The sequence below is a fragment of the Mycobacterium lentiflavum genome (genome assembly GCF_022374895.2).
GTDB classification, from domain to species: Bacteria; Actinomycetota; Actinomycetes; order Mycobacteriales; family Mycobacteriaceae; genus Mycobacterium; species Mycobacterium lentiflavum.
In genome coordinates, this window is the sequence record NZ_CP092423.2 from 3,645,921 (window position 1) to 3,669,949 (window position 24,029).

At 64.2% G+C, this 24,029-nt stretch carries 17 protein-coding genes and 5 pseudogenes; 9 read left to right on the plus strand and 13 right to left on the minus strand.

Annotated features, from left to right (window positions below; all coding sequences use genetic code 11):
- Positions 1–209 precede the first annotated feature (209 nt).
- A complete protein-coding gene (locus tag MJO58_RS17075) occupies positions 210–2,474 on the plus strand; it encodes a putative bifunctional diguanylate cyclase/phosphodiesterase (RefSeq protein WP_139043287.1) in 2,265 nt (754 codons plus the stop codon).
- A 25-nt stretch (positions 2,475–2,499) separates the two neighbouring features.
- Positions 2,500–3,513: a TIGR03617 family F420-dependent LLM class oxidoreductase gene (locus tag MJO58_RS17080; RefSeq protein WP_239720142.1), complete on the plus strand. Its 1,014-nt coding sequence runs from the start codon at positions 2,500–2,502 to the stop codon at positions 3,511–3,513.
- Between the two features lie 110 nt (positions 3,514–3,623).
- Here the strand turns inward: MJO58_RS17080 and MJO58_RS17085 are convergent.
- The 3 genes and pseudogenes from MJO58_RS17085 to MJO58_RS17095 all read right to left on the minus strand — a co-directional run.
- Positions 3,624–3,869 (minus strand): annotated as a pseudogene (locus tag MJO58_RS17085) (hypothetical protein); the annotation flags it as partial.
- Between the two features lie 17 nt (positions 3,870–3,886).
- Positions 3,887–6,754 carry an MMPL/RND family transporter gene (locus tag MJO58_RS17090; RefSeq protein WP_085240908.1) on the minus strand — a complete coding sequence of 956 codons (2,868 nt, stop codon included), beginning with the start codon at positions 6,752–6,754 and terminating at the stop codon, positions 3,887–3,889.
- Positions 6,751–7,176 (minus strand): MmpS family transport accessory protein, encoded by a 426-nt coding sequence (locus tag MJO58_RS17095; RefSeq protein ID WP_042909771.1) that lies wholly within the window; start codon positions 7,174–7,176, stop codon positions 6,751–6,753. The genes MJO58_RS17090 and MJO58_RS17095 overlap by 4 nt, the downstream gene beginning before the upstream one ends.
- Before the next feature lie 328 nt (positions 7,177–7,504).
- Between MJO58_RS17095 and MJO58_RS17100 the strand changes: the two genes are divergently transcribed.
- Positions 7,505–8,320: a helix-turn-helix transcriptional regulator gene (locus MJO58_RS17100; RefSeq protein WP_051472940.1), complete on the plus strand. Its 816-nt coding sequence runs from the start codon at positions 7,505–7,507 to the stop codon at positions 8,318–8,320.
- 2 nt (positions 8,321–8,322) lie between these two features.
- Here the strand turns inward: MJO58_RS17100 and MJO58_RS28945 are convergent, their stop codons facing one another.
- Positions 8,323–8,676, minus strand: a complete 354-nt coding sequence (locus MJO58_RS28945; protein WP_423790900.1) for a hypothetical protein — start codon at positions 8,674–8,676, stop codon at positions 8,323–8,325.
- 24 nt (positions 8,677–8,700) lie between these two features.
- On the opposite strand from MJO58_RS28945, the pseudogene MJO58_RS17110 reads away from it, so the two are divergent.
- Positions 8,701–9,465, plus strand: a pseudogene (locus tag MJO58_RS17110) (ISL3 family transposase); the annotation flags it as partial.
- A gap of 566 nt (positions 9,466–10,031) precedes the next feature.
- On the opposite strand, the gene MJO58_RS17115 reads toward MJO58_RS17110, so the two are convergent.
- The 3 genes from MJO58_RS17115 to MJO58_RS17125 all read right to left on the minus strand — a co-directional run bounded on the left by MJO58_RS17115 (position 10,032) and on the right by MJO58_RS17125 (position 12,379).
- Positions 10,032–10,694 carry a TetR/AcrR family transcriptional regulator gene (locus MJO58_RS17115; RefSeq protein WP_042792008.1) on the minus strand — a complete coding sequence of 221 codons (663 nt, stop codon included), beginning with the start codon at positions 10,692–10,694 and terminating at the stop codon, positions 10,032–10,034.
- Between the two features lie 172 nt (positions 10,695–10,866).
- A complete protein-coding gene (locus tag MJO58_RS17120) occupies positions 10,867–11,019 on the minus strand; it encodes a hypothetical protein (RefSeq protein WP_158089969.1) in 153 nt (50 codons plus the stop codon).
- A 55-nt stretch (positions 11,020–11,074) separates the two neighbouring features.
- Positions 11,075–12,379 carry an MCE family protein gene (locus MJO58_RS17125; protein WP_042792071.1) on the minus strand — a complete coding sequence of 435 codons (1,305 nt, stop codon included), beginning with the start codon at positions 12,377–12,379 and terminating at the stop codon, positions 11,075–11,077.
- 643 nt (positions 12,380–13,022) lie between these two features.
- Here MJO58_RS17125 and MJO58_RS17130 point away from each other — a divergent pair.
- Positions 13,023–13,664, plus strand: coding sequence for a TetR/AcrR family transcriptional regulator (locus tag MJO58_RS17130; protein WP_038534967.1), 642 nt, complete (start codon positions 13,023–13,025; stop codon positions 13,662–13,664).
- Between the two features lie 47 nt (positions 13,665–13,711).
- On the opposite strand, the gene MJO58_RS17135 is transcribed toward MJO58_RS17130, so the two are convergent.
- The gene (locus MJO58_RS17135) at positions 13,712–14,011 is read right to left on the minus strand and encodes a hypothetical protein (protein ID WP_042792006.1); all 300 of its coding nucleotides are present in this window, start codon (positions 14,009–14,011) and stop codon (positions 13,712–13,714) included.
- Positions 14,012–14,159: 148 nt separating this feature from the next.
- On the opposite strand from MJO58_RS17135, the gene MJO58_RS17140 reads away from it, so the two are divergent.
- On the plus strand, positions 14,160–14,336 hold the full coding sequence (locus tag MJO58_RS17140) for a hypothetical protein (protein WP_158089970.1): 177 nt from the start codon (positions 14,160–14,162) through the stop codon (positions 14,334–14,336).
- A gap of 481 nt (positions 14,337–14,817) precedes the next feature.
- Here MJO58_RS17140 and MJO58_RS17145 read toward each other — a convergent pair whose 3' ends face one another.
- From MJO58_RS17145 to MJO58_RS17155, 3 genes and pseudogenes are all read right to left on the minus strand, one after another.
- Complete coding sequence (locus tag MJO58_RS17145) at positions 14,818–15,414, minus strand: TetR/AcrR family transcriptional regulator (RefSeq protein WP_096288364.1); 597 nt, start codon at positions 15,412–15,414, stop codon at positions 14,818–14,820.
- A gap of 99 nt (positions 15,415–15,513) precedes the next feature.
- Positions 15,514–16,714 (minus strand): annotated as a pseudogene (locus tag MJO58_RS17150) (IS110 family RNA-guided transposase).
- 90 nt (positions 16,715–16,804) lie between these two features.
- Positions 16,805–17,832 (minus strand): annotated as a pseudogene (locus MJO58_RS17155) (IS3 family transposase); the annotation flags it as partial.
- Positions 17,833–17,964: 132 nt separating this feature from the next.
- On the opposite strand from MJO58_RS17155, the gene MJO58_RS17160 reads away from it, so the two are divergent.
- Genes MJO58_RS17160 through MJO58_RS17170 form a run of 3 tightly spaced genes read left to right on the plus strand, consistent with a single transcriptional unit; the run spans position 17,965 to position 21,753 of the window.
- The gene (locus tag MJO58_RS17160) at positions 17,965–19,047 is read left to right on the plus strand and encodes a tyrosine-type recombinase/integrase (protein WP_033717226.1); all 1,083 of its coding nucleotides are present in this window, start codon (positions 17,965–17,967) and stop codon (positions 19,045–19,047) included.
- Positions 19,017–21,302 carry a tyrosine-type recombinase/integrase gene (locus MJO58_RS17165; RefSeq protein ID WP_225325992.1) on the plus strand — a complete coding sequence of 762 codons (2,286 nt, stop codon included), beginning with the start codon at positions 19,017–19,019 and terminating at the stop codon, positions 21,300–21,302. Before MJO58_RS17160 ends, MJO58_RS17165 begins: the two co-directional genes overlap by 31 nt.
- Positions 21,292–21,753, plus strand: a complete 462-nt coding sequence (locus MJO58_RS17170; protein ID WP_007172469.1) for a DUF6262 family protein — start codon at positions 21,292–21,294, stop codon at positions 21,751–21,753. The genes MJO58_RS17165 and MJO58_RS17170 overlap by 11 nt, the downstream gene beginning before the upstream one ends.
- Here MJO58_RS17170 and MJO58_RS17175 read toward each other — a convergent pair.
- Positions 21,746–22,015 (minus strand): annotated as a pseudogene (locus MJO58_RS17175) (transposase); the annotation flags it as partial. The gene MJO58_RS17170 and the pseudogene MJO58_RS17175 overlap by 8 nt on opposite strands.
- Positions 22,016–22,180: 165 nt before the next feature.
- Positions 22,181–24,010: an IS481 family transposase gene (locus tag MJO58_RS17180; protein WP_051472938.1), complete on the minus strand. Its 1,830-nt coding sequence runs from the start codon at positions 24,008–24,010 to the stop codon at positions 22,181–22,183.
- Between the last annotated feature and the right edge of the window lie 19 nt (positions 24,011–24,029).

The following is a 24,029-nucleotide window of genomic DNA, read 5'->3' on the forward strand; positions in this document are numbered from 1 at the left end:
CATTCCCCAATCGCGATCACATGAGTAGTTCTGGTAGGGACGAGAACCCACTGCGTCACGACCCGGAGACGTTTTAACGAAATTGTTAAAAGGGCCACTATAGAGATCACGCGCGCCCGCACCGTGCCTTATCCTGCTTCGGACAACCGCATACGACAGGGCAAGGAGAAATGTTCTCACCGACACGACGCCGAACTGCGCTCGCCCTGTTGGCGACTGTCGGTCTGCTCGTGTATGGCGTGTTGTTGTTCACCAGAAGTGGCCCATCGGATCGAGCGCTCACCGGTCCGGTCGGACTCTGGATTCTGAGCGTGTTTTCGAACGGCTGCGCCGTCGTCGCCGCGCGGATCGGCCGCGGCCGCCAACGGCTCGCGTGGACCGTGCTGAGCATCGGCTTGGCCGCTTGGACAGCCGGCCAGGCAGTGTGGTGGTACGTCGCCCTGGGCGGCATTCCGCCGATGATGGGCATCTCGGCGGCCAACTTGGGGTTCGTCATCTTGCCCCTATGCGCGCTGGCCACCGCCACCACGATTCCCAGCCGCGACGACTCCCGATTCGGAATGGGACTGCTGCTCGACGGCATCCTCGTCGCCGCGTCGTTTCTGATCGTGTTGGCCATTCTGGTGCTGGGCCACTTCGGCCAACCCGAACAAATCGTCACCATGCCCTTGATGTTGTTGGCCGCAGCCACCGCGGTGTACGTCGGGCTTTTCGTCATGTCGACCATCACCGTGGGGAAAGCCGAGCCGGGCCGCAAACTCTCCCCGACATTTATGACCCTGGGCTGGGCGGCCATTGCGACGGCCGGAATCATCCACGTCTGGGACAATCATCCCGACCGAGTGCCAGATGACCTTGTCATCTTTGGCTGGGCGGTCGGAATGTATTTCATCGCCCTATCGGCAATTGCATCTCGGCCCGGGCCCGAGCTCGATCTCGGTTTTTCTCAGCAGCTGCCGAGAACGTCGCTGTGGTTGCCGTATGGGCCGGTGCTGTTGGCAATTGCCGTGGGTGCTGTGCACTTTTGGCCCACAACTCGGGCCGAGGCATTCATTTTCTCGGTCTGCGTGGTGCTATTCCTCACCACCGTCGCCCGCCATTTGTTATTGCTCGACCGCAAACAACATCTGGCCGCCGCACTGTCTGAAGCGGCCCTGCGGGACCCATTGACCGGGTTAGCCAATCAGCAACTATTCAATGATCGGCTCGCGCACGCGGCCCGCCTGCACATTCACCACGGCGTCCCGGTCAGCGTAATGGCGCTCAACGTCAGTGATTTCAAGATGGTGAATGACACGCTCGGTTATGCCGTCGGCGACGAGCTACTGCGCAGCGTCGGCGAGCGGCTCCAGGCCAACGTCCGCCCCGCCGACACAGTCGCCCGGATGAACGGCGACGACTTCGCCATCCTCGTCGAAGACCGCCCCGAGGTCGCGGCACAGGTCGCGAGGAAACTCGTCTACGCCTTCGCCGAGCCTCTCGAACTCGAGAACCACCGGCTGCACATACATCTCAACATTGGCGTCGCCTCGGTCGGAACCGAACCTGGCTCGGCGCTGATGCCGGGCGAGCTTCTCGAGCAGGCCAGCGCGGCTCGGAGGTGGGCTCAACAGGCCAGCTCGACCGATGTGCAGACCTTCACCCCCGGCATGACCGCCCAGCTCGGCAAACAACCGACACACGACGACAGCATGGCCCGTCTGCAACTGCTGGGCGAACTGCGACGGGCCATCGACGATCGCCTGCTGACGCTGCTTTACCAGCCGAAATTCGACATGGCGACCGGATCCGTCTGCGGCGCCGAAGCATTGGTGCGATGGGAGCACCCCGAACTCGGCACGCTGGAGCCCGGCGAATTCTTACCGTTGGTCCGCGACCACGGGCTCATGGACGCTGTGACGGACCTGGTGCTGTCCCGGGCGGTCGCAGACGCGTCAGATTGGTACGCGGCCGGCGCGGCTATCCCCGTCGCGATCAACCTGTGGGCGCCCTCGCTGGACGAAGACGCCCTGCCCGATCGCATCATGTCGGTGCTCGAGGCGCGCCGCATGTCCGCCAGCTCGCTCACGGTCGAGATCACCGAGGACCTGCTGGTGGCCGACCTCGCGAAGGCCCGCGCGGTACTCAATCGCTTGCGCGAGGCCGGTATCCGGGTGGCGATCGACGACTTCGGCAGCGGTTACGCCTCACTCACCTACCTGCGCGAATTGCCCATCGACGACGTCAAACTCGACCGCCTCTTCATCGCGCCGATCCTGCACGACGAACGCGCCGCCACGATCGCCCAGTCGGTGATCGAGTTGACGACGAAATTCGGCATCGCCACGATCGCCGAAGGTGTCGGAGACGCGGAAACAGCCCTGCGGCTTAAGGAATACGGTTGCGACGCGGTGCAGGGCAACTTCTTCTGTCCCCCGGTGCCTGCCTCCGAGATTCCGCATGTTCCTCAGAACGCCACGCTCGCGGCCCAGTAATCACGCCAAGGCATAGGGTTGCGCCGTGCACATTGACGTGATGACGGTTCCGCAACCGTTGACTCAGATCGGCGGCGTGGCCCAGCGCACTCAGGCTGCGGGCTTCTCCGGCATGCTGTTCACCGAGACCGGCCGCACCGCCTACCTCAACGCCGCGGTGGCCTCGCAGGCCGCTCCCGGACTCCAGTTGTCCACCGGTGTCGCGGTGGCCTTCCCGCGCAGCCCGTTCGTCACCGCCGCCGCGGCGTGGGAGCTCCAGGAGGCGACCGGCGGCAACTTCCGGCTTGGTCTGGGCACCCAGGTGCGCACGCATGTCGTGCGCCGTTACGGCGTCCCCTTCGAACGCCCCGGCCCGCGGCTGCGCGACTACGTGCTGGCAGTCAAGGCGTGCTTCTCCGCCTTCCGCACCGGCAAGCTGGATCACCATGGCGAGTTCTACGACCTCGACTTCATCACGCCGCAGTGGAGCGCCGGCCCGATCGACGAGCCCGATCCGAAAGTTGATGTCGCGGCGGTCAATCCGTGGATGCTGCGGATGGCCGGTGAAGTGGCCGACGGGGTGCACGTGCATCCACTCGGCGAGCTCGGTTATCTCAAGCGGCATGTGCTACCCAACATCGCCACCGGCGCGGAGAAGGCCGGGCGCTCACCGTCGGACATCGCGATCATCGTTCCGGCCATGACGATCGTCGGCGACAGCGACGAAGACCGCGCCTCGCAGCGCGAGACCGTGCGTACCAGCATGGCCTTCTACGGCAGCACCCCCAACTACGCGTTCATCTGGGACGAGGCTGGGTTCGAGGGCACCACGGCCCGCATCCGCGAGAAGCAGAAGGCCGGCGATTTCGCGGGCATGGCGGCCCAGATCAGCGACGAGCACATCGCGGCGTTCGCGACCGAGTCGACGTGGGATGGCCTGGCCGACGCGCTGACCCAGAAGTACGGCGGAATCGCCACGCGCGTAGCCCTTTACAATGCCCTGGGCGATCACGAGCGTTTCGAGCGGTATGGAGAGGTCGCCCGCCAGCTGCGTCAATGACCGGACCCCATGAACTGGTCCACGGCATGGTTGGGCCGGATAGTGTGAATCTTTCGATACCTCAATATGTTTGAGTTTCGATACATTGCCGGTAGTGCCCGGCCCCCGGGCTAGTTGTGTGTTGGTGGTGGTTGGGGTTGGAAGGGTTGGTACCACCACCACTGGGCGCGTTCGCCGGTGGGTCCCGGGCAGGGCGCGACCGCGGGTGGGGGTTGGGTTGGTGGGCGCGCCAGCGATCCTGCGCGTAGCCGTCGGCCGGTGTGGTCGGTGACGATCAGGGCGTCTGCGGTTCCGGCGATGGTGATAACGCCTCGATGGTGCAACCGATGGTGATACGGGCACACCAAGACCAGGTTAGTGGCAAGTCGGGAAACTACCCCCTCAGGAGCAGGGCGCGCACCAGTGGACGGGGGCCCACAGATCGGAGCAGTTCGCTGGCTGGGCGGGAGCGTACCCGTAGCGGCCACCAGAACCAGCGCCCCAACAGGGTAGCGGTGGATGGGATCATCAGCGAGCGCACGATCAGCGTGTCGATGAGCAGGCCCAGCCCGATGGTGGTGCCGCCCTGTTTGAGCGTGTACAGCTCGTTGACCGCCAAAGAGGCCATGGTGAAGGCGAACACCAAGCCGGCCGTGGTCACGACTCCGCCGGTGCCGCCTACGGACCGGATGATGCCGGTCTTCAGTCCTGCGCCGATTTCTTCCTTGAACCGCGAGACCAGCAACAGGTTGTAGTCAGATCCCACGGCCAGCAAAATGGTGACTGCGAAAGGCAAGGTGATCCAGTGCAGTTCCAAGCCATAGATGTGTTGCCAAAACAGCACCGACAGGCCGAAGCCGGTCGCTAGCGAGAGCACGACTGTGCCGACGATGACCATCGAGGCGACTAGCGCGCGGGTGATGACCAGCATGACGATGAAGATCAGGATGAGCGCGGCGATGGCCTCGGTCATGACGTCGTATTTGGTGGATTCTTGGATATCTCGGTAAGTAGCCGCCGTGCCACCCAGGTATAACTTCGCACTGGCCAAGGGGGTTTCTTTGACCGCCTCGCGTGCGGCCTTGAGTTCTGCGTCGACGTGGGAGATCGCCTCGGGGCTGGCGGGGTCGATGTTGTGGGTGATGATCATACGGGTGGATTTGCCGTCGGGGGAAACCAGCAGCCTGAGGCCGGTCTTAAAGTCAGGGCTGTCGAACACTTCTGGCGCGATGTAGAAGAGGCCGTCAATTTTTGCTTTGTCGAAGAATTCGCCCATGAGTGTGCTGGTGTCGGTCATGCGGTCCATTTGAGTGATCAGCCCCGAAAAACTGCTGTAGAGCGTGAAGAAGGTAGTCTGCATAGACTTTGCAACGTCGATGATCGGCGGTATCAACGTCACCATCTCTTGTGTTGCGTCAGCGCTTTGTTGGAGGTCCTTGGCCAGCTTGTGGAAATTCTCGGCGAGTTTGTCGAAGCCATCCAACGCGTCGAAGACGGAGCGCAGTGACCAACATATCGGAACGTCGAAGCAGTGCTTTTCCCAGTAGAAGTAACTGCGAAGTGGCCGCCAGAAATCGTCAAAATCTGCGAGATGGTCACGTATTCCATCCGTGATTGCAGCGGTGTCAGTTGTGACGCGAGCGCTGTCGCTAATCGACCCGGATAGTTCCTTTTCCACGGTGTACATGCGCTCTAACGTCGCGATCTGGACGCCGAGGTCATCTCGAGTCAGCCGCAGGATATCGGCCAAGCGGTCCTTCAGATACTGCAGGTTCTCCCGGATCGGGACGGGCTGCATGCCGATCGCGAACGGTATGGTGCCGTGCTCGATGTTGTATCCCAGCGGCCTGGTGATGCTTTGCACCCGCGCGATGCCCGGCACCCGGAAGATACTCGCCGCAATCCTATCCAGGTCGAGCATGTCCACCGGGTTACGCAGGTCGTGGTCGGCTTCGACCAGCAACAGGTCCGGATTCAGCCGGGCATGGGTGAAATGCTGGATGGCGGCACGGTCGCCGACGTTGGACGCTAGGCTCGCGGGAACGTAATAGCGGTCGTCGTAGTTTGTGTGATACCCCGGCAGGGTCAGCCCCCCGACTATTGAGACAACCACAGCGCTGGCAAGGATCGGGGCGGGCCAGCGCACCGTGGCCGTCGCTAGTCGCCGCCACCGGTAAATATTGGTCTTTCGCTTCGCGTCGAGTAAGCCGAACCGCGCGTCGATGGCCAGCAGAGCCGGCATCAACGTCAGCGAGGCCGCGATCACGATGACCAGTGCCACCGCGCACGGAATCGCCAACGTATTGAGGTAGGGCAGCCGGACCAACCGCAGACACAGCATCGCGCCGGCGATCGTTAGCCCGGAACCCAACACGACATGGGCAACTCCACGGTATGTCGTGTAGTAAGCGGTTTCACGGTCTTCGCCGCTTTGACGGGCTTCGTGATAGCGGCCGAGAAAAAAGATCGCGTAGTCCGTGCCGGCCGCGATGGCCAGCGCCATGAGCAGACTGACCGCGAACGTGGTGAAGCCGATCACGTGAAAGTTGCCGATGAATGCCACGATTCCCCGCGCGGTGGCCAGTTCGACAAAAATCACCACCAGCACGATCAGCAAGGTGGCTATCGACCGGTAAGCGATGAGCAACATCAGCGCGGCCACGGCGATCGTGATCGCCGTGCGCTTGGCCAGACCCCGGTCGCCGGCTTCAGTCAAGTCTGTGGTCAGCGGCGCCTGACCGGTCACATATGCTTTGATACCCGGCGGCGGATGAGAGTGCGCCACGATCTGCTCGACTGAGTGCACCGACTCATCCGCCCGCGAGGAGCCTTGGTCGCCGGCGAGGTTGAGCTGCACGTAAGCGGCCTTACTATCGGCGCTCTGCTCGCCGCCCGCCGTGACCAATTCCCCCCAATAGTTCTGCACTTTCTCGACATGCGCGGTGTCGCGCTCGAGCCGGCGCACCAGATCGTCGTAGAAGCGACGCGCCTCGTCGCCCAGCGGTTTGTCGCCCACCAGCACCACCATCGCGACGCTGTCGGAGTCGAACTCGTGAAAAACTTTGCCCATGCGCTTCATCGCGATCAGCGACGGAGCATCCTTAGGCAACAGGCCGACCGAGTTCTGCCGTTCCACCAGATCCAGTCGAGGCACGAAGACGCTGACGACGACGGCGAACACCAGCCAACCCAACACGATCGGCACCGCCAACCGCCGCAACATCCGCGCCGCAAGAGGCCGCTCGGCGTGGCCGCCGCTCATGCGGCTTTATCCAAGCAGAAAACCTGTGCGTCGAAACGGGCTACGGACTGCTGGTCGCGCACCACACCGTTGACCAGAATCCGGCAACCGAGCATGTTGCTGTCCCCTTGTGCCACCACGTTGGCGAACATTCCCGGCATGGTCGTGGTCACGGTGTATGACCACGGCAAGGTGGTGAAACTTGCGCGCTGAGGCTGAGCGTTCTCGTCCAGGTAATTGACCACACCCGCCGTGCCCGGGGGCCCGGTAACCTCGTAAACCACGCGCTTGACGTTGATCGGCACAATCTGCTCGACCGGGCCCACCTCCGCGACTCGGTGCGAGCCGAACACACCCTGCAATCGGTAAGCCACGAAGCCCCCGACGGCCGCAACCGCGACGATCACCAGCGGAATCCACGCCCGCTTGAGAATGCCCAGCAAAGTCGTTGTCCTTCCGGTTCGGGTTGCTGTCACTCCAGGCTGCTACGTTTGGGGCGTTGACCCGAGTACGTCGTCGGTGTGGTCGCGACCAGGCAACGAACCGACCCTTCGCCGTACCGCCGTATCCGCGCTGGGTAGCCCCGCCCATGCTCAGGCCCATCCTCCGCCCGTGTCGATATCAGCAAGCGGCCTAAAACCCTGTTCCCTTCGGCCAAGCGGTCGATTGATGCCACGAGTACATATGGTGGCGAGGAACCGCAGGTCGCGGAAGGGGGAGCTTAACCTAGGAATTTGACACCCAGGACGCCGCGCTGGCTAGCATCGCTTCGTGACCAAGACACTGGGAGAATTTCTTCGGGCGCGCCGCGAGGCGATCACACCCAACCAGCAGCGCCACGGCGATCTTGCGAGACGGCGGCGCACCCCTGGGCTGCGCCGCGAGGAGGTGGCCGTGCGGGCCGGCATCAGTGCCGACTACTACGCGCGGTTGGAACAAGGACGAGAAAACCACCCGTCCGCGCGGATATTGGACGCCTTGGTGATCGCGCTCGGCCTGTCTCCCAGTGAGGCGACCTATCTGTATGACCTCGCGACCCCGCGACACCGCTGGCGGCAGAAGGCCAGTTCGCAGCAAAACCCGGCTGAGTATTTGCTTCTCATCATGCAAGCCTGGACACTCGGTCCGGCCTACATAGTCAACCGCCGGTGCGATGTGCTGGCCGAAAACCCGCAAGCCTCAGAGCTCTTCTCCCAATTCACGATCACAGGGAACGTTTTGCGCTTACTGTTCCTGGATCCCGAGGCGAAAACCCTCTGGGTGAACTGGGAATCATACGTCAAAACCGCCATCGCCACCGTGCACCGCACCGCAGGTATCGATATTGATCAGCCAGATATCACCGATATCGTCCTCGAACTTTCCAAAAAGAGCAGCGACTTCGTCCAGATGTGGAACAGCCACGATGTCAATGTCTCCGACGGCAAGGTCAAGCAGCTCCGACATAGAGACTTCGGTGAGCTTGAGCTTGACTACGAGCTACTTTCAGTTGCGAGCGCGCCAGGACAATTTCTTGTAATCCACAGAAGCATTAAGAACGGCTCTTTCTTCTCGATGGCAGCGTCGCCGAATACGGTGGACAAATAGTCCTAGCGACAAAGGGGCTCATTGATGATGGCGGTCATCATGGTCTTGCCGCGCCGCCGGTCGGGGTGGCTGTAGGCCGCGATGATGCGCTGGTAGACGCCCCAGGTGAGCTGCACGGGGAGGTGGTTGTCGTCGGCGAACACCGCCTCCAGGCGGGTGCGTTGGCGGGCGGTGAGCAGCGGGAATCGGGTGCGCAGGGTGCGGCGCACGCCGTAGAGCGGATCCCTGGTGCGGCCGCGATGTCGCAGGTGGCCTGTTGGACGCGTTGACGGCTCTTCGCAGTTGAGGGTGTAGAGGTGGTCGGCGCGTCGCTGCCGGGATAGGGGTCGAGGTCTTCCGATGATGGGAGTTCTCACACCGCCCATCTGAAAGACCTCGACGTGCCTGACGCTACCTTCGCGTGCCCTGATCTGAGCACATTCTGCCGCCTTGACGAGCTCGGGTTGGAGGTGACCGGACAACGCCTGGAGCCGGACCGGGCGGTGTTGGCTTGCCGGATTATCGACGACGACTCGTGGTGTCGCCGCTGCGGCGAGCAGGGCGCGGTGCGTGACACCGTGACCCGGCAACTGGCTCATGAGCCGTTCGGGTGGCGGCCCACATGCTTGCTGGTCACGATCCGCCGGTATCGGTGCGCCGGCTGCGCTCATGTGTGGCGCCAAGACACCAGCAAGGCCGCCGAGCCGCGGGCCAAGCTGTCCCGCCGGGGCCTGCGGTGGGCACTGGAAGCCCTGGTCTGCCAACATCTGTCGGTGGCCCGAGTCGCCGAAGCGCTCGCGGTGTCGTGGAACACCGCTAACAACGCGGTGTTGGCCGAAGGCCGCCGGGTGCTCATCGCCGATGCGGCCCGCTTCGACGGGGTCGCGGTGATCGGCGTCGACGAGCATGTGTGGCGGCACACCCGTCGCGCCGACAAGTACGTCACCGTCATCATCGACTTGACCCCCGTGCGCGACAAGACCGGTCCGGCGCGGTTGCTCGACATGGTCGAAGGACGCTCCAAACGAGCATTCGCCGACTGGCTGGCCGACCGGCCACAGGACTGGCGCGATGGTGTGGACGTCGTTGCCATGGACGGATTCTCCGGATTCAAGACCGCCACCACCACCGAACTGCCCGAGGCGGCGGTGATGGATCCCTTTTATGACGACGTCTGGGTTCTGCCGACATGGTCGGTGTTGCGCCTGGTGGAGGCGGTGCCCGCAGCCGTGAGGTCGGCATAATCAGAGGGCTTGGAGGAAGGCAAGGAGAGTGTCGTCGGCTGTTTCGTATCGTCCGGCCCGGATTCCGGTGGGTGTCGTCCTCTCGAGCGCGGTCTGCTTGGTCGTCATGTCGGAAAAACGTATCCGCGCTTGACGGCACCAGTGACGACCCAGCATCCAAGCTGTCCCTTCAGAGACTCTTATAACGCATGAGGACGAGCCGACCGTAGTTTGACAGGCCAGTCCTGCAGGCCTTCAGGGGGCGGGGCGCTGCGCCCCGTGCGATGTCGATGAACCAGCCAAAGAAACCAGTCAGGCGTTCGCGCTGCAAAAGGGTCAGCCTGCCTAGGCGCGGCCGCATGTACCGAATCAGGATCGCTGACCAGGAAGCGGATGAGCGGGACGGCGTCGTTGGGGGCGGTGCCGTCCATCACCGTGGTGGCGTCGGGTGAGTTTTTGGCGATCTTCGACGGGGGATGGTCGGCTTCAGCACGGCTGAGCACAACGGGTCACCACCGTAACGGCCGTCCCGCTAGTCCTCGGGTGGGCGGGCAAAGCGCCCCTTCCACGAGTTGGCGCAGCATTGGGGTCATGGCCACCATCTCTGGGTAAGTCCGGACGTAGCCCGCGTATACCCCCACGCCGCAACCCACGACGAGCAGCGGTTCGACCATTGCCGATGCATCAATATCCGCAGCGAGTTCGCCGCGCTCAATCGCATCGTTGACGAAGCGTGTCAATACTTTCCGAATGATCCAAAGGGGATCGTTTTCGGTGCCAACCAATTCGGGATGGCGCTGCGATTCGAGTACGCCAGTGACCAAAAACGCAGACCCGGCGAAATTTTCCGAACCGGCTCTCATCGCGGAGATGAACGCCATCAGGCGAGCCACCAGCGAATTCTCGATGTCCGCATGTTTAACACCGGCTCCGATGACGCATTCGTTGGTCTCAACCAGCACTTCCTGATACAACGCTCGCTTGCTCGAGAAGTAGTGGTTGATCGCCGGCCGGCTCAGGTCGGCGCGCGCGGCGATGTCTTGGAGCGTCGCGCCGTCGTAGCCGCGTGCGCTAAACACCAAACGAGCAGCTCGGATAATTCGCTCGCGCGCGTCGCCGGCGGTCGCGGCAGGCGGGCGGCCCGGTCTGCGATTACCCTTTTGCGGCGCCACTACAGTGTGTCATTCGCTCCGGTGCGACATTTAGCGGTTTTGGCGGCATGATGCCAAGTGCGGGTCGTCGCCTCGATCATTCCATGCGAATGCTCATCGATTCCACGCGAGTGTTCAACAAAGGCCGCAGTGGAATTCCGGCTCGCGAATCGGCTGCGCCCCGCGAAGCCAATCACCACTGGCCGATATTGCTTGCGCCCTGGATGAGCCTGACTGGGATCTGCACCACGTGATGCTGCATCGCCGGGATCTGCTGGATGACCAGATCGGCGTCGGCGCGGGATTGCGTCGAGAGCTGTCCCGGATGCTGACTGGGCTCGCACACGAAAACCCTCCCACCACAAAAGATCATCGCCCACTCTATGCGGCAATGCCCATTTTTATGGGTTGATTGTGTTATCCCCTACCTGGCGGCCCCAGACGTATTCGATCGCATACGGCGATCCGGTGTCCAGGTGGTTGTACGGCGCAAGGCTGTTGCCGGAGTCCATCACCAACTCCGGTGCGGGCCACAAGTCGTGGGTGATCGGCTGCCAGCACCCCGGCGCACCGCCGGGCCCACCGCGGGCGTTCACCCGCGGCAAATTTTCGGGGTAGATGTAGGGGTTGGGCGCCCCACCGACCACCCCGGCGACACCGCCCACCAGCGAAGCGATGACGGGCGCCGCGGACACCGGGTTCGCGATCAGTCCCAGCCCGGAGAGCACCTCGGTGTCCATGTTCAACGAGTAGCCGTTGAATCCGCCCTCCGAGGCACCGGTGATGGGCACGATGTCGTGGTAGTTGCGCAGGGCGCAGAACAGTTCGGGGCTGTAGGTGTCCAGCAGCTGCGCCGAGGGCACCAGATCGGCGGCACCGCGCGCCAAATACGGCCCGCCCTTGTTGAACAACTCCGCACCGGTGTTGCCGAACCCGGCCGCCGCCAGCAACGCCTGATCCAAATCCTTCTGCTGGGCATTGATGGTGCGCGAGGTGATCACCGCGTCGTCCAAGAAATCCAACAAATCCGGCGACGCGTTCGCATAGGTATCCCCCAGCGCCGCCAACCGCGCAATATCCCTGCGCGCCTGCGGCATCTGCGGATTCACATCATCAAGCAACGCGTTGGCGTTGGTCACCGACTGACCGAACTTCTCCCCCAGCCCCGTCAACGACTGCGCCGCCGCGCTCAACGTCAAATTCAGCTTGACCGGATCCACCTTCTCCGCGATCGAGGTGATCGTCTGAAACAGCGTGTTGATCTCGGTGGTCACCGAGCGGGCATCGATCACCGTGTGCGTCGAGATCTTCTGCGGCGACGGATTGGCCGGCGTCGTCAACGCCACATACTTACCACCGAACACCGTCGTCGCCTTGATATCGGCGTTCACGTTCGATGGAATCAACGCCAAATACCGCGGATACACCTCCAAGGTGAACTTCGCGGCGGGCTTGCCGTCGCGAACGGTTTCCGAAATCGACCCCACCCGGCCGATCTGCACCCCGTTATAGGTCACCTTCGAACCCGGATCCATCAGCAGCCCGGCGCGGGCGGCGATCATGGTCAGCTGCGTCTTTTCGGTGAAGGCACCGCGGAATTGCCCGTACACCGAGGCTAAAATCACCGCGAGTACGAGCAGCGTCGCGACTGCAATCCACTTATACGGCGGCGTCCGCGGGGCGTTGGTCTGAGTCCTAACCAACAGCACGTAACGCCCTTGGCGCGCAGGTGGTTTGACGATCCCGATGCACCATCGTCGAAACCTTGTTAGTTTCATGAGCGGCGTAGGCGAAATGCCAGCCGGGAGGTTAGTCTGATCGGCTCCTCGCGCAAGTGGTCATACATTTCGCGGTTCATTAGGTCGTCGTCGAGGTATGAGCAGCAGCGAGGCGGGTAATGACGTGGACGCACGCGGCCTTGCTCGACCGGCGGCGGTCGGTGCACGCCACTGGTAATCGCGCGGCCGGTGCGCTTGAAAGCCCGAACCGCACGCGTCCACACGTGAGGCTTGGTTGGCGCAAGCAGCACACTCATCGCGGACCATCGCTCTTCGTCTGCGCGATTTCGCTCGCACAACTCGGAAAGTTCGTTCGACAGCCAGACGACATGGCATGTAGTGGCAGCATCGAGGAGCTTGTGAACCAGGGATCGTTCGGCCCGTTGCCTGACATGAATCCTCCCCCGGGCGCAAAGACGGATATGCATAAGTGGACTACTAGTAGCGCTACACTACTACTAGTAGCGCTACACCACTACCAGTAGTGTTAATTGCGTTGCGGACGGGTCAATCGCCCGATGCAGGCACGATTCGGTGCGGGCCAGGTACGGGCGGGGCTTACGGTGACTACATGGAGCGCGACGCCCTTGAATTCCCCGTCGACGACGATGACGACGTCGACCCACGCCGGCTACGCTCACGGACCCGGCTATTGGATGCGGCCACCGAACTCCTCAGCGCCGGCGGCATCGAAGCCGTCACCATCGACGCGGTCACCAAAGCCTCCAAAGTCGCGCGCACGACCCTGTATCGCCACTTCAGCAGCTCCACTCAACTGCTGGCCGCCACATTTGAACGGCTGCTGCCGCAAGTCCACCCTCCGCCGGGGACGGGACCGTTGCGCGACCAACTCATCGAACTGTTGAGCCGACAAGCCACGCTGTTCCAGGAGGCACCGCTGCACGTCACCACACTGGCCTGGGTCGCGCTTGGCCCAACACCGAACAGCACCCAGGAAACCTACGATCGGCACGCGCTGCGGACACGAATCGTCGACCAGTATCGCCAGCCGTTCGATCGCCTTTTGCAAAGCCCCAAAGCCCGCGCCGACCTCGATGAATTCGACCCGCAGCTGATCCTGTGTCAACTCGTGGGGCCACTCGCGTTCGCTCGACTCACCGGCCTGCGTGCCATCGATCGTCAAGACTGTGAGCGCATCGTCGATGACTTCCTTGCCGCGCACCGCCGCCATGCCGATGAGCCCGCAACGTAGGCCCCCCTCACCCTCCGCAAACCAGCTTCCCGCAGCAGCCGCTCCGGCTACCCGAGTATGGCCAATTCGCCGACCACGAGATCGGCAACGACAGATAGCCCCGGAGGAGACCTGGACGGGTGGCCGCCACGCACCTGCGTCCCGCCGCTGTGCGGAAACGCGTACTGAACCGCGGGCTGACCGCGAACCAATCCGGTAGCGACTGCCGTTTGCACCAGGCGCGCGGCGGTCGGGAATTGGGGCCATATCGGCGCCGATGCGGCCAGGATCAGCTGTACGCCGAGCCGCCCGACGCCGGCGATCTCGTCGAGACACTCGATCGCCGCAAGCGTCTGTCGGGCAGCCATGGTGTCGTCGACGATGATCTGGCCTGGCCCGCCGCCGGCCGCGCTCGCGTTGGTGTCGCCGCTGTGGCTGCCACGTCGATCAGGACGCTCAGTTGGTCGTCGATACGAGTGGTTAGGGTTCGATCCACGCGCTGAGGGTGTCAATCGGGTGAGCAAGCATCCGGCTCCGCTCCGCGTGGTGGTCATCGAAATCGGCCCGTCAAGCCTCGACCAAGGCGCCGTGTTCGACCCGCACCCGGCGGCGGGCCAGATCAGCGAGTTGTCCGGCGTCGCGCTCGCCAGCGATCAACACCTCAAGCATGTCGCGAACCGAGACGGTGTCTAGCTTCTACGCGCCACCGCCGACACTTTAAATCAACGCGTCCTCGAGCAGCTTCTCGAGCCGCTCCCAGTAGCGGGCGCGTTCGCCGGTCAGTCGACCCGTAGCCGGGTGTCATCGTGCAGCCGCCGCGCCGGTGCCGGCACGAACGATGGCCGCAGCACGCCCTTCTGTGAACGTGACCAGCCACACCGCGTCCACCGTGTCGTTGTTCACGTCGCGGACGTTGACCATTTCACTTCGCTTGTCCTCCCATCACATCGATATTTCATGGGGAGGTTGCTGGGGCCTCGGTCGAGGAACCGAAATTCTGACCGGCTGCTCGAAGCAACAGTGCGTGACCCTCCCAGGTCGGGCCCGGCGCCAGGCTAAACCACGGGCCCACAAACCAGAGTGAAAGTCGGCGTCGGTGGGCAACCCGACCACATTTTCACGCCTGCGAGGCGTCGCCGAAGACAACAGGGGCTAAACCGCCCTACCCGGTGGATCAGGTGAGGCTGGGGATGATGAAGTCAAGGACCAGGGCTTGCACGGTGCGACGGGTGGGGGGTCGGCTAGAGATGATGGACCGGAACATTAGGTAGCCGGGAAGTAGGTCCCAAAGTTCGTCGTCGATGGCGGCGCCCGCGATATCACCTCGGTCAACGGCCTGCTTCAGGATGTGCTGGATCAAGGCTTTCCACTGCTCGAGGAACTGATGCCGTATCGCCTCGTTGAGCGCGGCGTTACGCGACACCTCGACAAGCACCGCGCGGATGGTGCTGGCGTGCTGGCGGGCCTGTTGGCTCACCAACTCCCCAAGTTCCAGCAAATCTCCCCGCAGTGTGCCGGTATCGGGCGGGACCACGACCTGGCGGGTCCCCTCGATGAACGCGGCCAATACCAGTTCGGCTTTCGATGGCCATCGCCGGTACACCGTCGCCTTGCTGGCGCGGGCGGTGGCCGCCACCGCGTCCACCGTCAACCGGTCATACCCGTGTTGCTGCAGCAGCCATAATGTCACCGCAAGCAACTCGGCCTCCCGCGGCGACCACGGCGCGGACTCCGCGGGGTGATCGGCAATCCGAGACACAGCGCCCACGATAGAACCGTCGCCGTAGTACAGTCCAGTACCGTACCGTCTAGCGGCTAAAACGTGGTCAGCTGCAGCCTCGTGTGACCCATTCGATTCTCAATGGGTTTGTCAAGCCGCTGCGGCGGTTGGGATTTGGTAGGTGGTGTGGTCGCGCAGCATGGCCCACAGGACGTTGAGGCGTCGGCGGGCCAGGGCTAGGACGGCTTGTCGGTGGTGTTTGCCCTCAGCGCGTTTGCGTTCGTAGTAGGCGCGAGACGCCGGGTCGGTGCGGGCGGCGCTTTGGGCGGCCAGGTAGCAGGTGCGCAGGAGTCGTCGGTGGTAGCGGCGGGGGCGTTTGAGGTTGCCGCTGATGCGCCCGGAGTCGCGCGGTACCGGCGCCAGCCCGCAGATGCCGGCCAGACGATCGGCGGAGTCGAAAGCGCTCATGTCTCCCCTTGTTGCGGCGAGGAATTCGGCGCCGAGGATGACCCCGAAGCCGGGCATGCTCAGGATGATTTCGGCGTGGCGGTGGCGGCGAAATCGTTCCTCGAGCATCGTCTCGGTGTCGGCGATTTCGGTGTTGAGGGTGATCACCTCCTGGGCTAGCCGGGCCACCATGGCGGCGGCCAGGTCTTGTCCGGGCAGCACAGTGTGCTGAGCGTGGGCAGCTTCGAGTGCGGCGGCGGCGACCGCCTCGGCGGTGCGGGCCTTGCGTTTGCGCAGCCAGGCCACCAGCCGCGCGGCGCCCGCGCGACGCAGTGCCTCGGGGGTTTGGTAACCGGTGAGCAAGATCAGCGCAGCCTTGTGTTGACCGTAGTCAAACGCCCGCTCGAGGGCGGGAAAGTACTCCAGCAGCTGAGCGCGCAGCCGGTTTAGCGCTCGGGTGCGATCGGCGACCAGATCAGCGCGCCGAGCGGTCAGGATGCGCAGCTGCACGGTGATCTGATCACCGGAACGCAGCGGCTGTAGATCACGGCGCATCCGGGCTTGATCGGCGATGATCGCCGCGTCTTTGGCGTCGCTTTTCGCGTCGCCGCGATAGGCGCCCGATGCGTAATAGACACTGCGGCCCGGGATGTAGAGCAGCCGCTGGGAGGCGTCCAGCAGCAGCGTGATCAGCAACGCAGCACCACCACCGGCCAGGTCGATCGCCTAGGTGAGGTCGCCCCCATCAGCGAGCGTGGTGACCGCGTTGATCAACTCGTTTAGTGTCGCCATCGTTGGCTACCCGCCGCGAGAGCACCCTCCTGCCATCAACGTCGACGACGACGCAATGGTGCTCTGACTTGCCGGCATCCACACCCGCCCATAGTTGCTGTGGCACAACCACCTCCGTGTTCGTTGTCGGTCTTTGAACCCACCAGACGACCACGCCGACGTGTGAGCCGTCCCGGTGAGTCCGGAGACTGCATTCGTTGAATCACCCTGCCTTTGGTGGGGTGCGTTTGTGATCGTAGTAGAGCGTCTCGACGGCCTCGGGAGTGAAGTCGTCGAGGTACTCGTGGGGGCGTTCGGTGTTGAACCAGACCACCCATTCAGCGGTCGCCAGCTCGACCTGGTTGACGTCGCGCCACGGGCCTTGCCGGCGGATAAGTTCGTTCTTGAACGAGCCGACGGTGGTCTCGGCCAGCGCATTGTCCAGCGCATCGCCAACCGAGCCGACGGAGGGATCCACGCCCTCATCGATGAGCCGCTGGGTGAAGGCCACCGAGGTGTATTGACTGCCCGCGTCGCTGTGCGCAATCAGCCCGTGCAGACTGGTGGTGCCGTCCTGGGCGCGAGTGAAGAACGCATGCTCGATAGCGTCGAGGACCAGATCGGTGGTCATGGATCTGGCGGCCCGCCAGCCTAGGATCCGGCGGCTGTAGGCGTCGATGACGAATGCGACGTAGACGAATCCCATCCAGGTCGACACATACGTAAAGTCGGCCACCCACAACCGATTTGGCGCCGCGGCATAAAAGCGGCGGTCCACCAGATCCGGGTATCGCCGATGAGTGTCGTCGGCGATGGTGGTCTTGTGCTTGGATCCGTACCGCGCGCCCTCCCAACCGTTCTCGCGCATGATCCGCTCCACCGTGCACCGGGCGACATCGTGACCCTGGCTGCGTAGCCAGATCCACAACTTGCGTGACCCCAGCGTCTGGACGAACTTGCCCTTTTTCTTGTCTTCCCGCGCCGCGGTGATGATCTCGACCAGCTCGGCGTCATGGATCTGCCGTCGTGTCGGGGTCTTGTTGATCCACTCGTAGTAGGTCGACGGGCTGATCGGCACGCCATGCTCAGACAGCACCGCACACATGGGCTCGACACCCCAGCGCAGCCCGGCCCCGCCGTTGGGGCCGGCCACCTGGTGGTCCTTGTGTTCGGCGATGAACCGGATCACCGTCTCCCGGGCCGGTCGAGCTCGGCCCCGAAGAAAATCGCCGCTGCTTTCAAGATCTCGTTGGTTATCTGAGGCCGTGAGGAAGCTGTTCACCATGTAGACGACACGCGTTCGGAGATGCCGGGAAATGCGTTGTGGACCAGTTATCTTCGGTGTCTGTGACGAGTCCTGGGCTGCGGGTGCAGTCGGTGGTGATGCCGTTCGGCGACCGCGAATCGTGGACGCTGGTGGATCAGGATGCGGTGGTGGTGGAGCCGGTCGAGGCGTTCTTGTCGCATCTGCACGCGATCGAGCGCTCACCGAACACGGTCAAGGCCTATGCCCATGATCTGCGGGATTGGTTCGAGTTCCTCGATCGGGGCGGCCTGGTGTGGTCGCGGGTGCGACTGGAGGAGGTGGGCCGGTTCGTGGCGTGGCTGCGACTACCCGCGGCGGGGCGAGTGGGCAATGTGTCAGCGCTGCCGACGGCGGAGAGCATGTGCTCGGAGGCCACGGTGAACCGCAAGCTATCGGCAATCTCGGCGTTTTATGAATTCCATCAGCGCCACGGAGTGGACCTGGGTGATCTGTTGACGACCTGGCAGCGGCATAAGGGACATGGTGGATCGTGGCGACCACTGCTGGCGCACCTGGGATCTCGACCGGAGCGCAGCAGGCGGATCCGGTTACGGGCCCAGCGGCGCATCCCGGACACGCTGGACACGGAACTGGTCGCGGCGATCGTGGCGGCCTGTGATCGGCTGCGGGATCGGTTCCTGTTTTCTCTGCTGGCTGCATCCGGGCTGCGGGTTGGTGAGGCGTTGGGGTTGCGGCACAGCGACATCGATGCGGCTGCTCGGCTGGTGACGGTGGTGCCGAGGGTGAATACGAATCGTGCCCGAGCCAAGGGCGGGGGTCGCCAGGTGCCGGTGCCGGGCGCGGTGATCCGGCTGTATGCGGATTATCTGCATGGCGAGTACGGCGAGCTGGACAGCGATTACGTATTCGTCAACTTGTGGTCCGGTCCTATTGGGTATCCGTTGACGTATGCCAGCGTCTACGATTTGGTCTGCCGATTGCGGGAGCGGACCGGAATCATGTTCGGGCCGCATACTTTTCGCCACTCGTATGCGACAGAGTTGTTGCGCCGCCAGGTGCCGGTCGAGGTGGTGGCCCATCTGTTGGGGCACGCGTCGATCGCGACGACCAGTGACGCGTACGCGCATCTGAAGGTCGAGGACACCCGCCGCGCGTTGGTGGCCGCGGGGTGGCTGGCGGACCGGGATGGGTCGTGGTGAGCGTCGAGGTGCTGGCGCCGCCGATTGAGCCCGGCTGGGTTGCGCGTTTGGGCGCAGCGGTGCGTGCGGAGTTCCGGGTCGAGGTGCTGGTGCCCGCCGTCGCGGATCCGATTCTCGGGTCGCCGGCATGCGCGGTGCCCGGGTGTGTGCGTTCGAGTCGCTACGCCGGGCTCTGCCCGGCCCATCTGGGCCGGTGGAGAAAGGCGGGTCGCCCGGATGACCGACGGGCGTGGGCGGCGACCGCTGATCCAGAGGTGATGGGGTACCGGCCGCTGCAATCGTGCCTGGTGCCCGGTTGCGGCTTCGGGCAGCATCGGTATCGGTTGTGCTACACGCATTCCCACGCCTGGGACAAGGCCGGACGCCCAGTGGTGGATCGGTGGAAGCCGGACGTGGCCGGCACGCCGGCAGCGGTGTGCGCCATCCCGGGGTGCATGTTGTGGGCCGAACTGGACGCCGGGTGGTGTCATTCCCACCACCGGCGGTGGCGGCTGCGTGGTCGCCCGTCGGCGGCGGAGTTCATCGCCTACTGCGCCAGCTACGGCGAGGATCGCTTCGACTTGCGGCCGCTGCGGCCGCAGTTGCGGCTGGAGATCGGCTACGCGCTGCAATGCCGCGTCGACCTGAACCGAACCCGCACCACACCGCGATCGATCAAGCCGCTGCTGGACCACTTGTCGGCAACCGGGGCCGAGTCGCTGCTGGATCGTCCGCTGGCCGACTGGCTGGCCGGGCTGCCGGCCGCGGCGTCGGTCAACACCCCGCGCGCGTTCCTCGGTTACGCGATCGAGTGCGTGCTCGATTTGCGCGACGGGACCGGCTGGGACAGCGAATACCAGCGTGACGTGTGGCGGCTACGGCGGCTCGGTGTTTCCGGCCATGACGGGGCCAAACTGGATTTCACTGCGGTGCACCCAGTCTGGCTTCGAGAGCTGGCCAAACGATGGTGCCGGTGGCGCATGTCGTGCGGAGTCGGGCTGGGGCAGCTACGCAGTGATCGCCTCGCGCTCGTTCGTTTGTCGCAGTTCATGCCCGGACTAGCGAGCTCGTCGGGCCCGGGTGCGCTCGAGCGGGCAGCGCTGGAGGCCTACCTGGCTCGACTGGCCGTTGAGATCCCACAACCGAAGACCCGCAGCGCCGAGATCGGCTGTGTGACCGGGTTTCTGAATGCCGTTCGCCAGCACCGGTGGGCATCGCTGCCGGCCGAGGCGCAGCTGTATCCCAGCGACCAGCCCCGCCGTGACGAGACACCGGCACCGCGGGCGATTCCCGAGTTCGTCATGGGCCAGTTGGAAAGCCCGGCCAACCTCGACCGGATCAGCGACCCGCGGATCCGGCTGCTGGTGGAGGTCCTCATCCGCACCGGCCTGCGCATTGGCGACGCCACCCGGCTGGCGCTGGACTGTCTGGTTCGCGACCCGCAGGGCGCGGTCTATTTGCGCTACCGCAACCATAAGATGCGCCGCGACGCGGTGGTGCCCATCGACGACGAACTCACCGCCATGATCCAGACGCAGCAGGAGCGCACCCGGCAGCGGTTTCCAACCACCGCCGTGTTGCTGCCGCGCAGCAGCGCCAACCCCGACGGACGGCTGCCCATTCCCACCGTGACGTTCCACCTCCAGCTCGGGCAGTGGCTCGAAACATGTGGTGTCACAGATGAACTCGGTCAGCCAGCGCATATCACCGCTCATCAGTTCCGGCACACGGCGGCCACACGATGGATCAACCATGAGGTGCCGCAGGAAGTGGTCCGACGCCTGCTCGACCACACCAGCCACACCATGACCGCCGTGTATGCCCGATTGGCCGACACCACCATACGAGAGCAGTGGGAACGCGCCCAGAAGATCAACATCCACGGTGAGCCGGTCGACATCACCGTCGACGGGCCCCTCGCCGATGGCGAGTGGATGAAGCAGAACCTTGCACGCGCGAAAATAGCGCTGCCCAACGGCTATTGTGGTCTGCCACTACAGAAATCGTGCCCGCACGCCAACGCATGTTTGACTTGTCCGCTGTTCATCACGACCGCCGAATTCCTACCCCAACACCGCAAGCAGCTCGATGACACCCGCACGTTGATCTCGCGTGCTCAAACCGACGGCCACACCCGCCTGGCCGAGATGAACCACACCGTCGAAACCAACCTGCTTACCATCATCGCCACCCTCGAAACCGACCAACGCGACTGCCGGTGCGCTGCAGCGGGCAGCGAAACATGCTGCGGAAAGGAACCATCCGATGCGCCATGACAACAGCCACTACCTCCTCGCCGCTGCCCAACGCCGCCGCGCCGACACCCTCCAACGCGCCCGGCAAGCCCTGCAGGAACTCGGCGAAACCGGCCAGCGGCGCACTATCACACAGATCGCCGCCCTCGCCGGCGTCTCCCGCTCATGGCTGTATGCCCAGCCCGCACTGCGCGACCAACTCCGCCGACTGACCGCCATATCGGAGACGCCCGAGCCGGCACCACCTGCCCCAGTCGAGCGCGGCTCCGACGCCTCCCTGCGCCAACGCCTCACCCTCGCACACGAACGCATCCGCGAACTCGACAACGAAAACCGTCAACTACGAAACCAGATCGCACTCCTGCACGGACAGCTCCGCGCCAACCGCATCGCCGACACCCACATCACGGACACCGTCCACGACACAAACACCCAGATCACGCCCCCAAACAGTCGAGCCCGCCCAAGATAACATTGGCCCGGCGCAGCTCGGCAATCTCCTTGCGCAGCGCCTTGTTCTCCTCGGCCATCGCGGAGGTCACACCCGGCCGCTGGCCGGTATCGACCTCCGAGCGGCGGATCCAGGTCCGCAACGTCTCCGGTGTGCCGATCCCCAACATGCCCGTGACCGCCGTGATCGCCGCCCACTGCGACGGGTACTGCGGGCGCACCTCAGCGACCATGCGCACCGCACGTTCACGAAGCTCGTCGGGGTACTTGCTGACACGTCCCATAACCCAGATCCTCCCAAGATCGGGAGTCTCCGGAAACGCCGGGACGGCTCACAGAGCTTGAAGAATTGGCGTAGTGCGGCCCGACCGCTTCAACTGTCGTGTCAGGTCTCAGGACGTGCTTAACTCCTTTGTCGCAGGACATGGTTTACAGTCTCACGACATCCTTTACATGGGCGGATTTGGGCGCGGAGCGTGAATCTTGGCTTTCCAGCGGCGGATTGGGAGATCGGTGGTGCGCGGGTGGATGGACAGCTGGGCGCCGTCGCAGGTGACGCGAAAGTGGGTGTCCTCGACGTGGATGGTGACGATCTTGCCGGTGTAGGTGCGTCCGACGCGCAGGCGTTGGCGCGCGACCATGACGACGCCGTCTCGAGGGACCTTGCGTTGGACGCTGATCGGGCCGGGTGCGGGGGGCGGCGATTGACTGGCGGCGATCCGGGCGCCGCGGATTTTGGTGTACTGATCGGCCGGGATAGGTGAGGGCAGCGTCTTGGCGAGTAGGTCGTTGTAGACGACGTGGATGAGGTGTCCGTCGAGGCGAAGCGTGACTTTGCGTCGGGCGAGTTCGGCGCCGATTTTCAGGCGATGCTTGGCCAGCTCGGCGTTGCCGTTGATATCGACGAAGCGATCAACTTCGATCACGGTCGCCGCCGGGAGGCTGCCGGCGCGGGTCACCGATGCTGTGGCCGGCGGCGCTCCGGCCGGGCGCGCGCCGCGCATGCTCAGGATGCGGAGGTCTTCGGCGCTCAGGTTGGAGGGCACCGTCTTGACCAGCGCACCGTCGATGAGGACATGGACGGTGTACTCGTCGACCCAAACGTGCGCGCGTTGGCCAGCGCGGTTGGGGCCCAGGCTGATCCGCTGCACCGAGGGGATGACCGCCAGGAGGCCGCTGGCGGCGATGACGGTGTCGAACTCGACCGCACCGGCCGAGGGCAGCAACACCAGCCCGCTGTCGGCGCCTTCGGCGTCGGTCGTGGCGGTTGTCTCGACCGTGTCGGCTGCGTATTGACCGCCCGGGGCGTCTGGCCGTGCGGTGAGCACTAGGGGTTCGGGTTGGGCGTTGGGCCGAAACAGGCTCGCCGGGGTTGCCATGTCCAGCGATTGGTGGGGTCGGGCATGGTTGTAGGTGTGCACCCAGGCGCTGATCGCCGCCTGCGCAGACGGTAGGTCCACGAATGGTCCGGCCGGATCGAGGAGTTCGCGGCGCAGGGTCTGATGCCAGCGCTCGATCTTGCCGGTCGTGGTGGGTGAGTGGGGCTTGGTGAGTCGGGCGGTGATCCCGTTCTCGCGGCAGACCCGCTCGAACAGCACCTCCGCCGGCCTCGGTTTGGTGAACCGGCCGGTGAACTGCTTGCCGTTGTCGGTCAACACTTCTGAGGGCACACCGTAGACGCGCATCGCTTTGAGGAACGCATCAGCCACCGCCCGGCCCGAGGGTACGGCAAGCACGGCGGCGACCACGACGAACCGAGAGTGGTCGTCGATACCGGTGAGCATCTTGCATTCGCGCCCATCGGCCAAGAACAACCCGCCGACCAGATCCAACTGCCACAGGTGCATCGGCGCCTCACGCTGCCAGCGACGGTACTTGCGGCGGTGCTGTTGCGGCTGGGCACGCACCATCCCGTTGCGAACCAGGATCCGGTGCACCGTGGCCCGCGACGGCGGCGCAGGCACACCCGACTGCGCGAGTTCGAAAGTGATCCGCCGTGCGCCCCAGCGTGGATGAGCTCGCCGCATCTCACACACCAGCGCCTCCACCGCGGACTCCACCCGGGTCGGGCTGGTCCTGGGTCGGCGTGACGCCTCGCGCAGCGCCTCGATCCCGCCCGCCAAGTACTTGCCCTTCCAGGCGTGCACACTCTGCCGTGACACCCCGTACCGGACGGCCACCTCGCCGACCGGTGAGCCGTCCAACACCTCGAGCACCGCACGATATCGCTGCTCTACCAACCACTCTCGATCACCAGAGTCACCACCGACAGCCGCCACGGCGAGCAAGCTTCACAAT